Origin of the sequence: Microbacterium testaceum StLB037, from assembly GCF_000202635.1 — a bacterium.
GTDB classification, from domain to species: domain Bacteria; phylum Actinomycetota; class Actinomycetes; order Actinomycetales; family Microbacteriaceae; genus Microbacterium; species Microbacterium testaceum_F.
Genome location: NC_015125.1, coordinates 1,420,619 through 1,439,639, shown reverse-complemented (window position 1 = coordinate 1,439,639; position 19,021 = coordinate 1,420,619). Strand labels below are relative to the sequence as shown.

Annotated in this window: 14 protein-coding genes; 6 read left to right on the top strand and 8 right to left on the bottom strand. The window is 71.0% G+C overall.

Annotated features, from left to right (window positions below; translation table 11 throughout):
- Nucleotides 1-14: 14 nt before the first annotated feature.
- Nucleotides 15-2,171: an alpha-galactosidase gene (locus MTES_RS06590; RefSeq protein WP_013584439.1), complete on the bottom strand. Its 2,157-nt coding sequence runs from the start codon at nt 2,169-2,171 to the stop codon at nt 15-17.
- A gap of 143 nt (nt 2,172-2,314) precedes the next feature.
- Here MTES_RS06590 and MTES_RS06585 point away from each other — a divergent pair, with 143 nt between their 5' ends.
- Nucleotides 2,315-5,017 (top strand): carbohydrate-binding protein, encoded by a 2,703-nt coding sequence (locus MTES_RS06585; RefSeq protein ID WP_013584438.1) that lies wholly within the window; start codon nt 2,315-2,317, stop codon nt 5,015-5,017.
- A gap of 138 nt (nt 5,018-5,155) precedes the next feature.
- On the opposite strand, the gene MTES_RS06580 is transcribed toward MTES_RS06585, so the two are convergent.
- Nucleotides 5,156-6,370: an amidohydrolase gene (locus MTES_RS06580; RefSeq protein ID WP_013584437.1), complete on the bottom strand. Its 1,215-nt coding sequence runs from the start codon at nt 6,368-6,370 to the stop codon at nt 5,156-5,158.
- Between the two features lie 241 nt (nt 6,371-6,611).
- On the opposite strand from MTES_RS06580, the gene MTES_RS06575 reads away from it, so the two are divergent.
- Nucleotides 6,612-7,805: an NAD(P)/FAD-dependent oxidoreductase gene (locus MTES_RS06575; RefSeq protein ID WP_013584436.1), complete on the top strand. Its 1,194-nt coding sequence runs from the start codon at nt 6,612-6,614 to the stop codon at nt 7,803-7,805.
- A 112-nt stretch (nt 7,806-7,917) separates the two neighbouring features.
- Nucleotides 7,918-9,162: a DUF4190 domain-containing protein gene (locus tag MTES_RS19980; protein WP_013584435.1), complete on the top strand. Its 1,245-nt coding sequence runs from the start codon at nt 7,918-7,920 to the stop codon at nt 9,160-9,162.
- Between the two features lie 99 nt (nt 9,163-9,261).
- Here MTES_RS19980 and MTES_RS06565 read toward each other — a convergent pair whose 3' ends face one another.
- Nucleotides 9,262-10,269 (bottom strand): LacI family DNA-binding transcriptional regulator, encoded by a 1,008-nt coding sequence (locus tag MTES_RS06565; protein ID WP_013584434.1) that lies wholly within the window; start codon nt 10,267-10,269, stop codon nt 9,262-9,264.
- Between the two features lie 26 nt (nt 10,270-10,295).
- Nucleotides 10,296-11,975, bottom strand: coding sequence for a glycoside hydrolase family 13 protein (locus tag MTES_RS06560; RefSeq protein ID WP_013584433.1), 1,680 nt, complete (start codon nt 11,973-11,975; stop codon nt 10,296-10,298).
- A 268-nt stretch (nt 11,976-12,243) separates the two neighbouring features.
- Here MTES_RS06560 and MTES_RS06555 point away from each other — a divergent pair, with 268 nt between their 5' ends.
- On the top strand, nt 12,244-12,768 hold the full coding sequence (locus MTES_RS06555) for an adenine phosphoribosyltransferase (RefSeq protein WP_013584432.1): 525 nt from the start codon (nt 12,244-12,246) through the stop codon (nt 12,766-12,768).
- Nucleotides 12,769-12,941: 173 nt separating this feature from the next.
- Here the strand turns inward: MTES_RS06555 and MTES_RS06550 are convergent, their stop codons facing one another.
- Entirely contained in the window at nt 12,942-13,637 is a 696-nt protein-coding gene (locus tag MTES_RS06550) for a TetR/AcrR family transcriptional regulator C-terminal domain-containing protein (RefSeq protein WP_231848152.1), read from the bottom strand.
- 109 nt (nt 13,638-13,746) lie between these two features.
- Between MTES_RS06550 and MTES_RS06545 the strand changes: the two genes are divergently transcribed.
- Both MTES_RS06545 and MTES_RS06540 read left to right on the top strand, forming a co-directional pair.
- A complete protein-coding gene (locus tag MTES_RS06545; protein ID WP_013584430.1) occupies nt 13,747-15,162 on the top strand; it encodes an APC family permease in 1,416 nt (471 codons plus the stop codon).
- A 50-nt stretch (nt 15,163-15,212) separates the two neighbouring features.
- Nucleotides 15,213-16,838 (top strand): amidohydrolase, encoded by a 1,626-nt coding sequence (locus MTES_RS06540; RefSeq protein ID WP_013584429.1) that lies wholly within the window; start codon nt 15,213-15,215, stop codon nt 16,836-16,838.
- 19 nt (nt 16,839-16,857) lie between these two features.
- On the opposite strand, the gene hpxO is transcribed toward MTES_RS06540, so the two are convergent.
- Genes hpxO through uraD form a run of 3 tightly spaced genes read right to left on the bottom strand, consistent with a single transcriptional unit; the run spans nt 16,858 to nt 18,895 of the window.
- Nucleotides 16,858-18,042 (bottom strand): FAD-dependent urate hydroxylase HpxO, encoded by a 1,185-nt coding sequence (gene hpxO / locus MTES_RS06535; RefSeq protein WP_013584428.1) that lies wholly within the window; start codon nt 18,040-18,042, stop codon nt 16,858-16,860.
- 8 nt (nt 18,043-18,050) lie between these two features.
- Nucleotides 18,051-18,371 (bottom strand): hydroxyisourate hydrolase, encoded by a 321-nt coding sequence (gene uraH / locus MTES_RS06530; RefSeq protein ID WP_013584427.1) that lies wholly within the window; start codon nt 18,369-18,371, stop codon nt 18,051-18,053.
- A complete protein-coding gene (gene uraD, locus MTES_RS06525) occupies nt 18,368-18,895 on the bottom strand; it encodes a 2-oxo-4-hydroxy-4-carboxy-5-ureidoimidazoline decarboxylase (protein WP_013584426.1) in 528 nt (175 codons plus the stop codon). Before uraD ends, uraH begins: the two co-directional genes overlap by 4 nt.
- Between the last annotated feature and the right edge of the window lie 126 nt (nt 18,896-19,021).

Sequence of the window (19,021 nt, the reverse complement as noted above, 5' to 3'; positions counted from 1 at the left end):
CCTTGTTGGTGTGATCAGTGTGATCCGGTGCGGGCGTCGTCGTCGACCTCGGGGAGTCGATATGACAGACGCAGGGTGCGCGCGGCGAGACGGGTATCGGTGCCGCGCACGTGGAGGGTTCCCGTCGTGGCATCCCAGTCGGAGTGCCAGGCGGGGAGGTCCAGGGGGAAGACCGGGGTCACCTCGACGTCGTGACCGACGAGGTGGGGGAACGACAGGGTGGTCGCGTTCGCGCCGCCTCGCCGCCAGATCGAGACGAGGTCGCTGTCGGTGCCGCGCAGACCCAGCGCGACCCACGCGTCGTCCCAGCGGGGGAGACCGAGCGGCCAGTGCGGGTGCGCGGTCGCGATCTCGCCGCGCAGGTCCTTCGCGACAGCGATCGCGGTGGCGACGCGCGTGCGCTGCTCGTCGCCCATGCGGTTGAGGTGCCCCGACACGTAGAAGCGACCCAGCAGGCCCGTGACCAGACAGAACGCCGACTCCTCGGCATCCATCTCGGGCTGGGGGTAGGCCCAGCTCGCGGCCTGCTCGGGGAGGATCGACATCGGCGCGCTCGCCGCGATCGGCGGGTACTTGCGGAAGTCCTGCTGGTCCGAGGTCGACTGCATCGCCAGGCGCGAGAGCATCGCGTAGTCCATACGCATCGCGCCGGAGCTGCAGTTCTCGACGATGAGATCCGGATGCCGATCCAGCACGCCGTCGAGCCAGTCCAGGTGCGCGCGGTTGTGGCGGAGCAGGCCGTCGCCGACGCTGTCGGCGTCGCGGTCGGTGCCGGGTCCGGGGTTGATGTTGTAGTCGATCTTGAAGAAGCCGATCCCGAACTCGGACACCAGGCGGTCGACGACGGCGTCGAGGTGCGCGCGCGCGGCCGGGTGACGCAGATCGAGATGGAACCGGTCGTGCTCCACCACGCGCTCCCCGTTGCGCTGGAGGAACGCCTCCGCGGGAAGAGCATCGGCGATCGGACTCTGGATGCCGACCACCTCGGGCTCCAACCAGAGTCCGGCGATCATCCCCTCGGCGTGGATCGCGTCGATCACCTCGCCGAATCCGCTCGGGAAGCGGGTGGTCGACGGCATCCAGGCCCCCACCGAGTCCCACCAGTAGCCCGAGTCGTCATACCAGCCGGCGTCGATGCAGAACGCCTCGGCGCCCACTCCGGCCGCGGCGCGGATGAGGGGGAGGAGCTTCTCGGCGGTGGGGTCGCCGTCGAGGGTGTTCATGTAGTCGTTGAAGATCACCGGCATCGCGGTGTTGTCACGGTGCGCCCGGCGCGTGGCCCGACGGTGGTCGGTCAGGGCCCCGATCGCGGCCACGGCATCGATGCCGAGGGCGAGCGTCGCGGGGACGCTCTCGAAGCTCTCGGCCGGGGCGAGGACGCGACTCCACCCGGAGTCGGCGTCGGTGGGGCCGGACAGCGCGAGGTAGCCGCCCGCGGTGTCCTCGCCGATCTCCCACCGCCACGCGCCGTTGTGCTCGATCTGCCAGGCGAGGGCGAGGGATGCCTCACGGGATTCCAGGATGCCGGTCGGCAGCTGGTGCGCGGTCGACCACGTCCCCGTGGAGACGGCGGCCAGCGCTCCGCGCGGGTTGTGTCCGGTGAGGTGCTCGGCGAGGGGAACGAAGTCGGGACCGCGCAGGGGAGTGCGCGTCCACCGACCCTCGCCGAGCCAGTCGTTGGTGCCCGTGAGGCGCTCCCATCCGGCGAGGGCGTCGCCGGAGTGATCACGGGCGGTGAATCCGGCCACCCACGACGCGACGGCGCGGAGCACGATGCGTCCGTCGCCGAGGTTGCTCGCGATCACGCGGCTGGTGATGGCGGCGACCCCGTCGCGCGCGGTCAGCTCGAGGCGCACCTCGAGGTCGCCCGAGCGTTCCCGGATCACGAGCCGGCGGGTGCCGTTCTCGTCGATCTCGCGGTGGTCGACATATCGGAGCCGCGCGCCGTGCTCGGTGTGGGCGAGGCGCCCGGAGGCGGGGCGGTGGCCGGCATCTGCGGTGAGGACCTCGACGGCGGGGACGCGGTGCACGGGCACGGTGCGGCCGGCGACGGTGACGGCGGAGCAGGTGACGGGCGACTCGGCATCCCAGTCGAACGTCAGCGTCACCCGGTCGTTGCCCCACGCCAGGGTGGGCTGCGCGCCGGTGGCTGCGGGTTGCGTCGTCGTCATTCGTCTCTCCGTCGTGTCGAACTGAGGAGGACGCTAGCTCAGTTTGAAAGCGTTATCAACACCAATCTTGAAACCGCTATCAAACCCGGCTACATTTCCCTCGGGCGCAACGCCGCGTCCTCTGATCGATGGAGACACCCCCGATGAGACACCCCCGATGGATCGCTGCGAGCGCAGCCTGCGCCGTTCTGCTCGGCACGTTCGCCGCTGTCGCTCCCCCCGCAACCGCCGCCACCACCGACACCCTGTCCGTGGACTTCGCCACCACCACCGGCGACTTCCGTGGCGGGGCGTCCGGCACCCTGTACGGCCTCGGTGACGCCGGAGCACCCACTTCAGCGCTGATCAACGGCGCCCACCTCACGAACACCTCGCAGAAGGCGCCCTTCGGGACGCAGCATCCGAGCGGCGACGCGCTCAAAGTCGAGAACGGCTTCTTCGCCAAGAACGGGACACAGCTCGACATCTACGTGCAGGACTACTACCCCGACTGGCCGTACAACGGGGGCAAGCGCCCCGGCGACGACCGCACCTACAACCAGGCTGACGGGACGTACACGAACCAGTCCAACGGCATCTGGGACTACCTCGAGGTCGTCGAGTTCGTCACCGAAGCGGTCGCGACGAAGTCGGCGCATCCGAACGACTACGTCTTCATCCCGTTCAATGAGCCGGACGGGGGCAACTGGTACGCCGACAACACGGTCTTCACCCAGCAGTTCCTGCCCGACTGGAAGGCGGCGGTCGAGAAGATCCGCGCGGTGTACGCACGTCACGGTCTGGGCGATCCGGTCATCGGCGGCCCGGGCGACGCCTCCTGGCGCGCCACCCGCACGGCCACCTGGCTCGACTATGCGAAGCAGACCAACACCCTGCCGCAGTTCATGATCTGGCACGAACTCGGCATCGACAACCTCGCCACCTACCGGTCGCACTACGCCGAGTACCGCAAGCTGGAGGCCGATCGCGGCATCAGCCCGCGTCAGATCAACATCACCGAGTACGGTCTGCTGCGCGATATGGGCGTGCCCGGTCAGCTCATCCAGTGGTTCTCGATGTTCGAAGACACCAAGGTCGACGCCCAGACGGCGTACTGGAACTACGCCGGCAACTTCTCCGACAACTCCGCGCGGCCCAACGGCGCCAACGCCGGCTGGTGGATGTTCAAGTGGTACGGCGACCTCGCCGGCAGCAAGACGGTCAAGGTCACCCCGCCGCAGCTGAACGTCGCGGACACCCTGCAGGGCATCGGCGCGATCGACGCCACCGACAAGAAGGCGACGGTCCTGTACGGCGGGTCGGGTGCCGACACGGTCTCCCTCGCGCTGAACGGCTTGAGCTCGAGCGTGTTCGGCTCGCGCGTCGACGTCGAGGTGCGCGAGGCTCCGCTGTCGGGCGCCGAGGGACTCGCGGCCACCCCGCGTGTCGTCGCGTCGCTCTCCGGTGTGACGGTGACCAACGGTGGCCTTCAGGTGAGCGTCCCGAACTACGACCGCTACGCCGGCTATCAGGTGGTCGTGACCCCGCAGCGGGATGCCGTGGCCACGACCGTTCAGCCCTGGTCGACGTCGATCGAGGCCGAAGACACCGCGATCACGGGGGCGACGGTCTACGACCAGTCGCCGACCGGCAACGGCGGGTGGATCTTCCTCGCCTCGCACGGCCGTGACGTGGGCTCGTTCAACAACGCCTCCGCGAAGGCGGACTGGACCGTCGACGTTCCTCGCGACGGGACCTATCGTTTCCAGGTCATCGGGGCGACGCCGGGCACGCCCGGGCGTCACGCACTGTTCGTCGACGGCGCCTCGGCCGCGACCGTGCAGTACACGGCGGATCTCGCTCTGAACAACACGAGCAAGTGGAAGTACCGCGGAAGCGCCGAGGTCACCGTGGCGCTGAAGAAGGGCTCGCACGTGCTGTCGCTGCGCGCCAGCGCCAACGGCTCCGCCGTGCTGCCGAACTCCGACATCACGCTGGACAAGTTCGTGCTCACCGACGTCACCGACGGGGAGCGGACCGTCTACCCGGCCTCGACGATCCGCCTCGCGGGCGCCGCCGCTCTCGCGTACGACGTCACCGGCGCCCGCGGTTCCGCCCGCATCGGCTCCGACGGTCGCGCCGACGTCTACGCCACGGCGTTCGACTCGGGGTACTACGACGTCCGCGTCGACTACCGCACCACCGGCGCGTCCGACGTCGCCGTGGATCTGAACGGACGCCGGGTGGCCACGGCATCCGCGTCGTCGGCGGGAACGTGGTCGACCACGGCGCGCCTGCACCTCGCGGAGGGCATCAACGAGATCGAGGTCCGTTCGCAGAGCGGCATCCTGTTGTCCTCGGTGACGACCACGCGCGTCACCTCGGCCGACAGCGCGGCGATCAAGGTGGAGGCCGAGTCCGGCACCCGCGTGGGCGCCGTCGCGGTCGGGACGATCGCCGATTCGACCGGCACGAACGCCTCGGGCGGGAAGTACGTCGGATACCTCGGCAACGGTGCCGGCAACACCCTCACGATCCCGCGCGCCTCGGGCTTCAACACGGCGGGCGACTACGACGTCGTGGTGAAGTACACCAACGCCGAGGTCTCGGGTCGTCACGACTACAACCCGCAGGTGGTCGACCGGCGCCTGCAGGTGTCGGAGAGCGGGAAGGGTCTCGTCGGGGAGGGGTACTTCCGCTACACCTACTCGTGGAACAGCTTCTGGGAGAAGACGATCCCGGTGACGCTGACCACCTCGGGTGGTGCGCTCGTGCTCGGAAACGACGGCCCGTACGCGCCCGACGTCGACTACGTCGTCATCGCGCCCGTGCGCGTCGGGCAGCCGTCGACGGTGAAGCTCGGCTGACGTCCCGCGACCGCGCGGAGGCGCCCGCGCCCGTTGGGGGTGCGGGCGCCTTCGTTGAACGACCGCCTGGCAGCGACCGGGATGCCGTGCCTGGCCGGCGGCTTCGGCAGCTCGCCACCGCAGACGCGTGCCCCGACCTCAGCCCAGGAACTCCCGCGCCGCCACGACGAGGTTCTCCACACCGCGGTCGATCGTCGGCTGCATCACCGGGGCGAAGAAGGGCGAGTGGTTGGTGGGGATGTCGCGCTCGATCGTGCCGCCGGCCAGGGCGTCGGCGAAGGCCTGCGGGTCCACCCCGCCCCAGAACCAGTAAACGAGGGGCACGCCCGCGTCGCGCGCGAACCACGAGACGTCTTCGCTGCCGGTGAACATGCCCGGGTCGACGACGCTGGTCTCGCCGAACGCCCGACGGAAGGCCGCGGTCAGGCGGGCCGTGGCGTCCGGATCGTTGATCGTCGGCGGCAGCGTGTGGTCGGTGGTGATCGTGGGGGTCTGCTCGGCGCCGGAGGCCTGCGCCTCGGCGCGCACGATGCGCTCGACCTTCTCGAGCACGCGGTCACGGGCGGCGTCGTCGGGGTAGCGCAGGCTCAGCTCGAGCTTCGCCTCGGCGGGGATGATGTTGTTCTTCAGCCCCGCGTGGATCGAGCCCACGGTCACGACGGCGACGTCGCGGGGGTCGACCTCGCGCGACACGATCGTCTGCAGCCGCATGACCGTCGCCGCGGCCATGACGACCGGGTCGATCGTGGAGTGCGGGCGCGAGCCGTGTCCGCCACGGCCATGCAGGACGACGGTGAGCCCGTCGGATGCCGCCATCTGGGTGCCCGGGCGCACGCCGATCGTGCCCGCGGGGAGCGGCGTCACATGCTGACCGAGCACGATGTCGGGCTTCGGGTACCGGTCCAGAATGCCGTCGTCGAGCATCGCGCGTGCACCCGCGCCGTACTCCTCGGCGGGCTGGAACACCGCGATCACGGTGCCCGACCACTCGTCGGTCGTCGCGACGAGCCGCTCGAGCGCCCCGATCATGGCGGTGATGTGCATGTCGTGCCCGCACGCGTGCATGACGGGCACGGCGTTGCCCGCCGGGTCGGTGCCGCGGGCGGTGCTCGCGTACGCGAGGCCCGTCTGCTCCTCGACCGGCAGGCCATCGGTGTCGGCGCGGAGCCACACGACCGGGCCGTCGCCGTTGTCGATCCGCGTGACGATGCCCGTACGGCCGACCCCCTCTTCGAACTCGAGCCCGAGCTCGGTGAGGTGCCGTGCGATGACGCCCGCCGTGCGCGTCTCCTGGAACGACAGCTCGGGGTGGGCGTGCAGGTCGATGTACAGATTCTCGAGGTCGACGCTCATGCCCCGAGCCTAGTTCGCCGCTGAGGGCGGTGTCCGGTCCCGCGTCGCGCTCGTGTCGCGCCGTTCAGTGTCCAAGACACCGGACGCTTCGAAAGAACGTCCGGGTGTTTCGGACACTCAACAGTGCTTCCACGCCTCCCGGCCACGCGCCCCGGCCGATACCGCCCCGGCGGCGCTACCGGATGCCACGACCCCTGGCAAGCCGCCCCGGTCGCTCGGGTGCGACGGCGAGGCTGGCCGCATGAGCACCACTCACTTCGATCACCTCATCGTCGGCGGCGGCATGGTCGCGGACACGGCGGCGCGCGGCATCCGGGAGCTCGATGCGGACGGGACGATCGGCATCCTGAGCGACGACGTCGACGCCCCCTACACGCGGCCCGCGCTCAGCAAGAAGCTCTGGACCGATGACGAGTTCACGTGGGAGAAAGTGCCGCTCGGCACCGCCGACGACGCCGGCGCCGACATCCGCCTGCGCACGCGCGTGACGGCGATCCGCCCCGACGCACGCGAAGTGGATGCCGACGGCCAGACGTTCACGTACGGAACCCTTCTCCTCGCCACCGGGGGCAAGCCCGTCCCCCTGCCGATCGAGGACCGCTCAAGCGGTGCGCGGGTGCTGACGTTCCGCACCGCCGAGGACTACCGCCGACTGCGTGCGCTCGCGGACGAGGTCGACCGCATCGCGGTGGTGGGCGCGGGCTACATCGGCTCCGAGCTCGCCGCGGCTCTCATCCAGAACGGCGTCGACACGGTGCTCATCCACACCGGCGCCGTCCTCGGCGACGCGATCTTCCCCGCCGCCCTCGCCGAACGGTTCGAGAAGCTCTTTCGGGACGCGGGCGTCGAGATCGTGGCCGGCGCCAAGGTCACGGGCGGAGAAGCGGATGCCGACGGCGTGCGCCTCGAGCTCGAGAACGGCGACGTGGTGCGCGCGGACGCCGTGGTCAGCGGCCTCGGCATCGAGGTCGCCACGGAGCTGGCCGAGGCGGCCGGGCTCACCGTGGAGGACGGCGTCGTCGTCGACGCGCAGCTGCGCACCTCCGCCGACGGGGTGTGGGCCGCGGGCGACGTCGCGAGCTACCCCGACCGTCTTCTCGGGCGTCGCCGCGTCGAGCACGTCGACAACGCGAACGAGCAGGGGCGGGCCGCGGGGCGCAACCTCGCGGGCGCCGCCGAGCCGTACACGCACACGCCGTACTACTACTCCGCGGTGTTCGGCATCCGGTACGAGGCGGTCGGAACGCTGGATTCCTCGCTCGACACGGTCGAGGACTGGATCGACCCCGAGCGAGGCGTCGTCTACTACCTCGACGACGACCGGGTCGTCGGCGTGCTGTTGTGGAACGTGGAGGAGGCGCGCGACGCGGCGCGGAGCGTCCTCGCCGAGGCCGACCGGTTGACGCGCGACGACCTCCCCGGCCGTATCCGCTAGCGCTCCGGAGGGGTTTTGTCACGCCCTCGCCCGTCCGAGCGGGGGGTGGGGCGCATCGCTATGATGCTCCTGTTCTGCGCGACGCCGTCGCGGAAAATCCCCAGGAGTTGCTATGCCCGAGCCCGTCGTCATCCGTCTCACACTCCCCGCCGGACCGGCGCGTGACGCCGTCGCCTCAGCTCTCGTCGAGCAGGGGTTCACCGTTCAGCCGACGGCGACGGGGTCGCTCGACGTGTCGCGCGGGAGCTTGGGCACGACCCTCATCGCGGGCGCTTTCGCCGGGCAGGACATGCACGTCCGCTTCGACGTCCACGTGAGGGACGAGCCGGGTGGCGCGGTGGTCGAGTTCGTCCACTCCGCAGCCGGCGGCTTCTTCAAGGGCGGCGCGGTCGGCGCGGTCAAGGCGGGCGACGTGGTCCGCGAAGCGGCGCACCGGACCGGCGTACGGCTCGCGGAGCAGGGTCTCGTCCAGGGCGCAGTTCCCGTCCCGCCGGCGCCGGCGCCGGACGCCGCGGCACCGGGGGCTCCGACTCCCGAGGGCGCTCCCGCTCCCGAGAGTGCGCCGGCGCCCGAGGGCACGGCGGCGCCCGAGACCCCGGCGGGTCCCCCCGCCCCGCCGTACACCGGCGCGCCCTCCGCTGGGGCTCCGTACGCCGGGGCGCAGCCGGGCGGTGTGCCGGCCTACGCCGGGTCGGCATCCATCCCCCCGCCCGTGGACTACGCGAACCGCACCAACGTCGTGTCGATCTTCGCGCTGGTGCTGGGCTTCGTCGTGCCGATCGGTGGCATCATCGCCGGCGCGGTCGGGCTCTCTCAGGTCAAGCGCACCGGGGAGAAGGGTCGCGGGCTCGCGATCGCCGGAATCATCGTCGGCTCTGTGATGACGCTGCTCAGCATCGTCGGCGTGATCCTCTTCTTCGTCTTCATCGCGATCGGCGCGGCGGCCGAGGAGGCGCAGTCTACGGACGACGGGGGCTTCTTCGACCCGAACCAGAACGCGCCGACCGAGTTCCTGTCGCTGCAGGTCGGACAGTGCCTCGACGACATCTCGACGGGATACATCACGAGCGACAACCTCGTCGACTGCGGTCTTCCGCACACGTACGAGGTGTTCGGCAACTTCACGGTGCCCGACGGCACCTTCCCCGGCGACGACGCGATCACCGCCTCGGCGCAGGAGCAGTGCGACGCCGCGTTCCAGTCCTACATCGGCGTCTCGTACGCCGACTCGACGCTCGAGTACAACTACATCGGTCCCTCGAGCGACACCTGGACCCAGGGCGACCGCGAGATCTCGTGCCTGGTCACCGACCCGGCCGAAGAGACCACGGGGTCGTTGCAGGGATCCGCGCGCTGATCTCGGCGCGGGGCCCGGGATGCCGAGGCCCCGCGTCGCCGTGCGCCCGTCATCGGTCCGTTGGCCGGATGCCGGACCCCGGTGCCGTAGTCGGGTGCCTCAGCGCCGCGAGGCCTCGACCGGACCCGTCGACCCGCGATCGACCAGCTCGAACGGGAGGGTCCCGAGGCCGGGTGCGGGCTCGGCGCCGTCGAGCTCGGCGAGAGCCGCCTCGGCTGCGCGTTCGCCCTGGCCGCGCGCGAACTGGTCGACGGTCGTGAGGCCGAACCATCGCCCGAGCTCGTGTCCGTCCACGCCGATGATCGAGACGTCGGCGGGCACGCGCAGGCCGAGTTCGCGCGCGGCGAGGATCGCACCGATCGCCATCTCGTCGGATGCCGCGAAGATCGCCGTCGGAGGATCCTCGCCGCTGAGCGTGCGGGTGGCCGCCGCGGAGCCACCCTCGATGGTGAAGTCGGCCGGCTCGAACACGGCGGTGGCGCCGATGGCATCCATCGTCTCGGTGAAGCCGCGGCGACGCAGGGCGGGGACCGAGGACGCCGCGTCGGTCGTGGGATCGGCGCCGATGTGGCCGACGCGACGGTGGCCGAGAGCCATGAGGTGCTCCGTGGCGAGGCGCCCCACGGCGCGGTCGTCGACGGTCAGGGTGGTCAGCAGCGGGTTGGGGCCGCCGATCGAGACCACCGGGACCCCGAGGGAGCGAAGGAGCGCCGACTCGGCGGCATCCATCTCGATCGCGATCGTGATGACCGCGTCGATACGGCGACGCCGCAGGTGGTCGTCGAACACGCGGCGGCGCTCGGCGGGGTCGGCGCTCACGCTGTAGAGCGTGATGTCGTAGCCCTCGCGCACGAGCGCGTCGGAGATCCCGGCGAGCACCGTGCTGAAGAACCACCGGTCGAGGAAAGGCACGACCACCCCGACGGCCCGGGCGCGCCCGGTGGCCAGGGTCGATGCGGCCGCCGAGACGACGTACCCGAGCCGTTCGGCGGCGGCGAGCACGCGATCGCGCGTCGCGGTCGAGACGGGACCGCGCCCGCTCAACGCCCGCGAGACCGTGGCCGTCGACACTCCCGCCGCGCGGGCGACGTCGTCGATACCGGCCACGGTCTCGCGATTCCGGATGCCGCGGCTTACGCCGCCGCGATCCAGACGGTCGTGTCGGTGGGCAGAAGGTCGCCGTCGAGCGGACCGCTCGCGACGAGGACCTCGCCCGCGGGGAGCTCGACAGCCTCGTCGCCGAGGTTCGCGATCACGGTGAGCGAGCCGTTCCGGAACGCCACGACATCCTCGCCGTAGCCGTCCAGCCACTCGACGTCGCCGGCACCCAGGTTGCGGGCGCGACGCTCGGCCAGCAGCGAACGGTAGAGCGACAGCGTCGAGGCGGGGTCGTCGACCTGCGCGTCCCGCGCGAGGGCGGCCCACTCGGCGGGCTGCGGCAGCCACGACTCGCCGGTGGTGTTGAAGCCGTACGCGGGGGCGTCGGCGGTCCACGGGATCGGCACGCGGCATCCGTCGCGCCCGTAGCGCTCGCCGTTCGTGCGGAACCAGGTGGGGTCCTGGCGAGCATCGTCGGGCAGGTCGATGACCTCGGGCAGGCCGAGCTCCTCGCCCTGGTAGAGGTACGACGAGCCCGGGAGCGCGAGCATGAGCGAGGTCGCGGCGCGGGCGCGGTGCAGCCCCTTCACCGGGTCGGGCTGGCCGGGCGACTTCGGGCCGATGCCCGCGCCCTGCGGGTTCTCGGCCGTCAGCGCGAGGCGCGAGGCGTGGCGGACGACATCGTGGTTCGACAGCACCCAGGTGCTCGGGGCGCCGACGGCGCCGTACTCCTCGAGCGACTCGGTGATGACGGCGCGGAGGGCGGCGGCATCCCATTTCGTCTCGAGGTAGTGGAAGTTGAACGCCTGGTGCATCTCGTCGGGCCGCACCCACAGCGCCGTCTGCTCGACGGTGGGCAGCCACGCCTCGGCGCAGAGCGCGCGGTCGCCGTCGTACTCGGCGAGCACCTCGTGCCACTCGCGCCACACGTCGTGGACCCCCGGCTGACCCCAGTAGGGCACCTCGGCGGTGTCGCCGCCCATGGAGCCGCCCTCGGGGTCGGGCGTGAAGTCAGGCAGCCCCTCGGCCTTGATGAGGCCGTGCGCCACGTCGACGCGGAATCCGTCGACCCCGCGGTCGAGCCAGAAGCGCAGGATGTCGCGGAACTCCGCGCGCACCTCGTCGTTGGTCCAGTCGAAGTCGGGCTGGCTCTCGTCGAAGATGTGCAGGTACCACTGACCGGGGGTGCCGTCGGCCTCGGTCACGCGCTTCCACATGCCGCCGCCGAAGACGCTCTCCCAGTTGTTCGGGGGCAGCTCGCCGTTCTCGCCCTTGCCGTCGCGGAAGATGTACCGCGCGCGCTCGGGGCTGCCGGGCGCGGCCTTCAGCGCCTCCTGGAACCACACGTGCTGATCGCTCGAGTGGTTGGGAACGAGGTCGACGATGACCCGGATGCCACGCTCGTGCGCGCCCGCGAGCATCGCGTCGAAGTCGGCCAGGGTGCCGAAGATCGGGTCGACGTCGCGGTAGTCGGCGACGTCGTACCCCGCGTCCTTCTGCGGGGAACGCTGGAAGGGGCTCAGCCAGATGGCATCCACTCCCAGCTGCTTCAGGTCGTCGAGGTGGGTGGTGACGCCGGGCAGGTCGCCCAGGCCGTCGCCCGAGGCGTCGGCGAACGAGCGGGGGTAGATCTGGTAGATGACGGCGGTGCGCCACCACTCCGAGCCGGGTGCGGACGCGAGTTCGGGTCGCGAGTCCTGCTGCGTGAAAGTCATGCGGGCTACGTTAGTGCAAGCGCTTACATCGCCGTCAAGCGCCTCCCTCGCCGCCGCTCCTGCTGGCGCTCCGGCTCCCGCGCGCGCTCGCGCTCCCGCTCCCGCTCCCGCTCCCGCTCTCTCCCGCCCCCGCGCGCTCCCGCTCGCGCGCGCGCCCGCTCGCGCACGTGAGTGTCCAAAACACCCGGAGGCTTTCGAAATTCGTCCGGGTGTTTTGGACACTCAACGGGGAAAGGCACGGCGGCGCGGGCGCGATTAGGCTGGGGCGGTGCCCGACGCCTCCGACCTCGCCCGTGCCGAATCGCTGATCACGAGCATTCCCGACTACCCGAAGCCGGGGATCGTCTTCCGCGACATCACGCCCCTGCTGACGGATGCCGCGGCGCTCCGCACCGTCGTCGAGGCGCTCATCGAGCCCTTCGCGGGGCGGTTCGACGCCGTCGCGGGAGTCGAGGCGCGCGGCTTCCTCCTCGCGGGTGCGGCCGCCATCGCCGCGAACGTCGGGCTCATGCCGATCCGCAAGGCGGGAAAGCTGCCCCGGCCCGCGGCCGCCATCGAGTACGACCTCGAGTACGGCTCGGCGACCATCGAGATGCACGACGACAACGCCGCCGGTGCGCGCGTGCTCCTGCTCGACGACGTGCTGGCCACGGGCGGCACGCTCGCCGCCGGCCGCGAGCTGCTCGAGACGGTGGGGAGCGAGGTCATCGGCATCGCGACGCTGCTCGAGATCGACGGCCTCGGCGGTCGGGAGGCTCTCGGCGGCGACGTGCACGCGGTCTTCCGCGTCTGACGCGCACGCCCGGCGGGCCCGCCGGGCGGAGCGTGCAGAACTCCTGAGTTCTCGTCGTTTGCGGTTCAGGCCGCGCGTGTTTCTGCGGTCGCCGGGTGCTCGGCATCCGGTTTCTCGGGAGTTCTGCTCGCCGTGTGCCGGCGCCGTGAGGCCCGGGTTTGGGGGGGGGCGGATCAAGCGGCCGCGCGCTCCAGGCGCAGGCGGAGGCCCTCGAGCAGGGCGTCGAGGCCGAGAGCGAACGCGAGGTCGGCGGGAGTCACTCCTTCGGCCGCGGCCAGCTCGCGGCGCGCGATGTACGCGCCGGCGAAGCGGGGCACATCGGTCCGGTCGCCCGGATCGAGCATGTCCTGGGGGGCGGAGGCGTCCAGTGCCGAACCCAGCACGAAGGACTCCACGGCCACGATGACGCTCATCGATTCCGCGGTGGACCAGCCGGCATCCTGAAGCTGGGAAGCCAGTTGGTCGTAGGCGGTGCCGACGGTCGAATGCGGGTCCAGGGGGAGGGCGGACAGGTACGCGACCGTGGAGGGGTGCGCGGCGAACGCCGCGCGGTAGGCGTGCGCCCAGTTGTGCAGGGCGCGGTCCCACCGGGGGTCCGGCGCGGCTTCTCCGTTGATCCGTTCGGCCAGGATCTCGCGGATCTCCGCGAAGACCGCCGTCTTGTTCTCGACGTGGTTGTACAGCGATGACACGCGGACGCCCAGTGCCCGAGCCAGGTCGCTCATGCGAAAACCCGTGTCTCGATCGTCGTCGAGCAGGCGCAGGGCGGTCTCGCCGATGAGGCGGCGAGAGAGGACGCCGACTCGCGGGCGCCCCACGGACCGAGGTCGTTCGTCGGCCTCGGCTGCTGCCGTCGTTGCTGCGCTCACGCTGTTTCCTCGCCGTCGAGCCGGAAAAATCATTGTACGTGGGAGTAAATCGAACTATGTTCGTTTTGCGCGATCGCTGGTGATCGCACCTCACCCAAGGAGTTCGCTCATGTCTCAGCGTTCCCGCACCACTCTTCCCCGCTCGATGGGCGTCACCGGACTCACCCTCTTCGGCATCTCGTACATGGCCATCGGCACGGTCTTCACGACCTACGGCATCGTGAACCAGCTGACCGAGGGGCACCTCGTCGCGTCCTACGTCGTGGCGCTGGTCGTCATGCTGTTCACCGCGTCGAGCTACTCCGCGATGGTCCGCCGGTACCCGGTCGCCGGTTCGGCCTACACCTACGCGCAGCAGTCGTTCGGTGGAGGCGTCGGGTTCCTCACCGGGTGGATCCTGCTGCTCGACTACCTGTTCATCCCGATGATCAACTTCCTGATCCTCGGGCTCTACGCCAACACCCAGTTCCCCGCCGTGCCCGTGTGGGTGTTCACCCTCGGCGCGATCATCGTCGCGCTCATCCTGAACGTCCTCGGCATCTCACTGGTGAGCAAGGTCAACACCGCGGTCGTCCTGATCTCGTTCGCGGCGGTCGTCGTCTTCGCCTTCTTCGCGATCAAGACCGCGATCGGCGACCCGAACGCCCCCGGAGTCTTCGAGCCGTTCCTCCCGGGCAGCGCGCAGTTCAACCCGGTCCTCACCGGTGCCGCGGTGCTCTCGCTCTCGTTCCTCGGGTTCGATGCGGTCTCGACCCTCTCCGAGGAGGCCAAGCGCCCGCGCCGCGACATCCCCATCGCGATCATGGTCACGACCGTCGTCGGCGGACTGCTGTTCATCGCGGTCGCGTGGGTGGGCGCCCTCGCCTACCACCTCCCCGACTGGAGTGCCGCGCCGCAAGCGCTCCTGGATGCCGCGGGCGCGGTGCTCTTCGACCATGTCGGGGGCCCGATCCTCGGCGGTGCCTTCGTCTTCATCACCGTCATCGGGTGCCTCGGGGCCGGACTCGCGGGCCAGGCGGCGGTGTCCCGCATCCTGTTCTCGATGGGGCGTGACGGCATCCTGCCGCGTCCGCTCGGCGGTCTGTCGAAGAAGTACGGCACCCCGGTGGTCGCGACCGCACTCGTGTCGGTCGTCGCCCTCGCGGGCCTGTTCGTGACGCTGTCGCAGGCGGCGTTCATGATCAGCTTCGGCGCTCTGCTCGCCTTCGCCATGGTCAACCTCTCGGTCATCCGCACGTATCTCTTCCCGCCGCGTCGGGAGCGGACGGCGCTCACCGCGGGACGCCTCGTGCGGTACGGCATCGTGCCGGCGATCGGCTTCGTTCTCACGCTGTGGTTGTTGAGCTCGCTCGAGGGGGTGACGTGGATCATCGGCGGCGCGTGGGCTCTCGTGGGCGTCGTGATCCTCGCGGTCAAGACGCGCATGTTCCGTCGGCCCGTCCCAAAGCTCGACTTCTCGGAGGTCGAACCCACCACCGAGGCGATCGACCAACTGCCGCGCGAGTCCTTCCTGGGGCAGAAGTGACGGCATCCGCTGGGGGCGACACCCGTCGCTCAGGAAGAAGGAGGGCATCCGTGCCGGAGAACATCGATCTGCTGGTGCTCGCGGGAGCGGTCTTGACACCGTCGGCTCTGGCCGGCGCTCCCGCGGAAGCCGGATTCGTGGCGGTCCACGACGGCCAGATCGTGGGTGTGGGGACCCGGGATGCCGCTGACTCGTGGAGAGCGCGCGCTCAGCGCGTCATCGACCTGGGCGACGCGACGCTCACCGCCGGCATCGTCGATGCGCACATCCACCCGGTGGCGGGGATCGGCATGACCCGCGGGGTCGACCTCAGCACGGCGGAGACGCTCGACGAGGCACAGCGAGCGCTCGCCGCGGAAGCGAGGGACGCGGGGGAGTGGGTCTTCGGTTGGGGGCTGAACCCCAACGTCTTCGGCGCCGTGGCGCCGTCCGCGCGGCTCTTCGACCTGCTGCCGCCGGACCGTCTCGCGTTCGTGCAGCTCTTCGACGCCCACTCCGCGATCGCCTCGGCGGCGGCTCTCGAGCGCGCCGGGATCACGGGCGCGGAGACGTTCGACGACTCATCGTCGATCGCGGTCGACGCGGACGGGACGCCGACGGGTTACCTGCTCGAGCACAGCGCCACGGGACGGGTGACGCGCATCGTGCCGAGCCTCACCTTCGACGAGAGGCGGGAGGCGCTCGTCGCGATCTTCCGCGGAATGGCCGAGACCGGGGTCACGATCGGGCAGATGCTCGACTCCTCCGACCCCGACGCCTTCGACCTCTTCGACGCGATCGAAGCGGAGGGAGAACTGCCGATCCGCCTCCGCGTCTCCCCGATGGCCGTCCCCGGCTCCGCCGAGAGCGACTGGGCGCGGCTCGCGGATATCCAGGGCCGCCACGGCCGCCGGTGGGAAGTGCGCGGCATCAAGCTCATGATCGACGGCACCATCGACAACGGCACCGCGTGGCTGCGCGAGCCCGACACGCTCGGCGAGTCGACGGCATCCCTGTGGCTGAGCCCGCCGGAGTACGTCGCCGCCGTCGAGTACTTCCATGCTCGCGGCATCCCGACGACGACCCATGCCATCGGTGATCGCGGCATCGAGTTCGTCGCCGCGACATTGAACGGGCTCGAGCGGACGGGGGTTCCGCACCGCATGGAGCACATCGAGACGCTGCCCGACGACGTCCTCGAGCTCATCGTCCGCGCGGGCGTCTCGGTCAGCATGCAACCCACGCACTGCACGCACTTCACGCGCGCCGACCACACCGACAACTGGTCCCGCCGCCTCGGCGACGAGCGCGCCGACCGTGCGTGGCGCACGCGCGACCTGCACGAGAAGGGTGTGGTCGTGGCTCTCGGGTCGGATTGGCCGGTGGCCCCGTACGACGCGCGGGCCACGCTCGCCGCGGCGATGCTCCGTCGCCCCGCGGGACGCGCGGACGTCACGCCCGTCCTCCCCGATCAGGCCCTCGACGCCCCGGTCGCCCTCGACGCGCACACGCGCGGATGGTGGCGCTCGGTCGGCGAGTCCGGCGGCACGATCGGAGAGGGGATGCCGGCCTACCTCACGGCGTTCTCCGCCAACCCGCTGTCGGCGGATCCGGACGCGTTCGCGACCGCCGAGGTGCTGCTGACGGTGGTGGGCGGGGACGTGGAGGTGGACCGGTCGGTGGTCGTGCAGCGCTGACGTCGGGGCCGGAGCGGCCTCAGCGCATCACGCTCGCGCCCAACTCCACGGGGCTGCCCTCGATGTTGCCGACGATGCCGCGGATGACACCCGTGCCGTCTTCCCGGCGCAGGCCGTCGTACCAGGCCTGCGTCGCGGCGACGTCGAAGGCGTGCGTCTCGTGCGCGCGTTTGCGGGCGCGCAGCACGAGGTCGCCGGCCCGTTCGGTGCGGATCCGCTCGTAGCGCTTCAGCGAGTCCTCGACGCCGAGGGTCGAGGTCGCGAAGACGATGCCGAGCGCGAAGCTGTCCTCGAGCGCCGAGCACGCGCCCTGGCCGATGTCGGGGGCGGTGTTGTGCGCGGCGTCGCCGAGGATCGCCACGCGCCCGCGCACCCACGTGTCGAAGGGGTCGATGTCCCAGATCTCGACGCGGTTGAGCGACTCGTCCGGGTCGATGGCGTCCAGCAGCGCCCGCACCCCGGGCGCACCCCACGATCCGAAGGCGGCCTCGAGGGCGGCCATGCGGTCCTCGATCACGCCGGAGGGGCCGGGTACGTCGACGAAGAAGTAGAACCGGTCGCCCGCGACGGGCATGACCGCGCACCGCTTGCCGTCGCCGACGTAGGTGGTCCACTGATCGAGCGGGCCGATCCGCTCGTCCGCCGCGACGAGGCCGTTGTAGTTGACGTACCCCGAGTACGACCTCTCGGGACGGATGCCGCTGGGCTCGGTCACGTAGTCGCGCACGAGCGAGCGGGCCCCGTCGGCGCCGATCAGCAGATCGGCGGTGTCGGTGGAGCCGTCGGCGAAGGTCGCGGTGACGACGCCGTCGGCCTCGGACACGCCGGCCAGCTGCTTGCCGAGGTGGATGTGGGCGGAGCCGACGGCATCCATCATCAGCTGCTGGAGGTCGGCCCGGGCGACCGGGTAGGGGCGCTGGCCGGTCTGCTCGGTGACGGGGGCGAGGCTGAAGCGGCAGAGCTCGTCACCGGTGTGGCCGTCGTAGTAGGCCATGTCGTCCATGCGGCCGCCGAGGGCGGCGACCTCCGCGCCGAGGCCGAGCCAGTTGAGCACCTTGACGCCGTTCGACCACAGCGACAGGGCGGCGCCGACCGGCCGGTTCTCGCGCATGCGGTCGTAGACGACGACCTCGTGGCCGAGCTTCTGCAGGGCGAGGGCCGCGGAGGTCCCGCCGACGCCCGCGCCGATGACGATGACTCTCATGACGCTCCTCAGCTGCCGCGGTAGGTCGAGTAGGCGAACGGGCTCAGCAGCAGGGGCACGTGCAGGTGCGCTCCGCCCGCGACGGTGAAGGCGACGGACACGACGGGGTGGAACGACGCCACGCCGCGCCCGCGGAAGTAGGCGCCGGTTTCGAACGTCAGGGCGTAGTCGCCGTCGTCGAGCCGCTCGGGGCCGAGGGCGAGGCGGCCATCGGCGTCGGTCGTGCCCTCGGCGACGGGGGTGCCGTCGAGCCGGGCCAGCGCGACGGCGACGCCGGCTGCGGGCGTGCCCGCCGTGGCATCCAGGATGTGGGTGGTGAGGTGGGTCATTCGGCGTCCTCGGGCTCGGCGGGGGCATCGTCGGCGAACGTCGTCCGCAGGCGCAACAGGGCGATCTCGGCGAGCTGTCGGGTGGCCTCGATGGTCTCGGCGGCGGGGTCGTTGCCGAGGCGGCGCTCGAGCTCGGCGCGCATCTCGCCCGGGGTGCGCCCCGCGGCGCGGATGAGGAAGACTCGGCCGAACCGTTCCTCGTACGCGGTGTTTCCGGCGGCGATGGCCGCGACGTCGTCATCGGCGGCGGATGCCATGGACCCCTGTTCGCGACGGGATGCCGCAGCCTCGGCGCCCTCGCCGGAGACCTTCGCGCCGATGCGCGGGTGCGCGTGCAGTGCGGCCTCGAGGTCGTCCGGCGACCAGGCGGCGGCGAGGTCTCCGGCGTAGGAGGCGAGGGCCTCGACGCTCGCGTAGGGCCGGGCCGCCACGATCGCGTCGACCCAGCCCGGGATGTCGGCCCACACGCGGGCGGTGGCCGTGGCATCCGCGTCGTCGAGGGCGTGGAACTCGTGCAGGTGCATGCCGGTCAGGCTAGGCGGCGCGCGTTACGGGGCTGTGGCGGGATGTGTCGGCGGTGTTGCTGTGGCGAACATTTCACAGCGCCTGCGGCCACACGCTGAGCACCTCGCGTTCATGTCCCGAGAACG

Coding starts and splice junctions, on each gene's coding strand:
- MTES_RS06590 (WP_013584439.1), bottom strand. CDS start 2,171: ATGACGACGACGCAACCCGCAGCCACCGGCGCGCAGCCCACCCTGGCG.
- MTES_RS06585 (WP_013584438.1), top strand. CDS start 2,315: ATGAGACACCCCCGATGGATCGCTGCGAGCGCAGCCTGCGCCGTTCTG.
- MTES_RS06580 (WP_013584437.1), bottom strand. CDS start 6,370: ATGAGCGTCGACCTCGAGAATCTGTACATCGACCTGCACGCCCACCCC.
- MTES_RS06575 (WP_013584436.1), top strand. CDS start 6,612: ATGAGCACCACTCACTTCGATCACCTCATCGTCGGCGGCGGCATGGTC.
- MTES_RS19980 (WP_013584435.1), top strand. CDS start 7,918: ATGCCCGAGCCCGTCGTCATCCGTCTCACACTCCCCGCCGGACCGGCG.
- MTES_RS06560 (WP_013584433.1), bottom strand. CDS start 11,975: ATGACTTTCACGCAGCAGGACTCGCGACCCGAACTCGCGTCCGCACCC.
- MTES_RS06545 (WP_013584430.1), top strand. CDS start 13,747: ATGTCTCAGCGTTCCCGCACCACTCTTCCCCGCTCGATGGGCGTCACC.
- hpxO (WP_013584428.1), bottom strand. CDS start 18,042: ATGAGAGTCATCGTCATCGGCGCGGGCGTCGGCGGGACCTCCGCGGCC.
- uraH (WP_013584427.1), bottom strand. CDS start 18,371: ATGACCCACCTCACCACCCACATCCTGGATGCCACGGCGGGCACGCCC.
- uraD (WP_013584426.1), bottom strand. CDS start 18,895: ATGCACCTGCACGAGTTCCACGCCCTCGACGACGCGGATGCCACGGCC.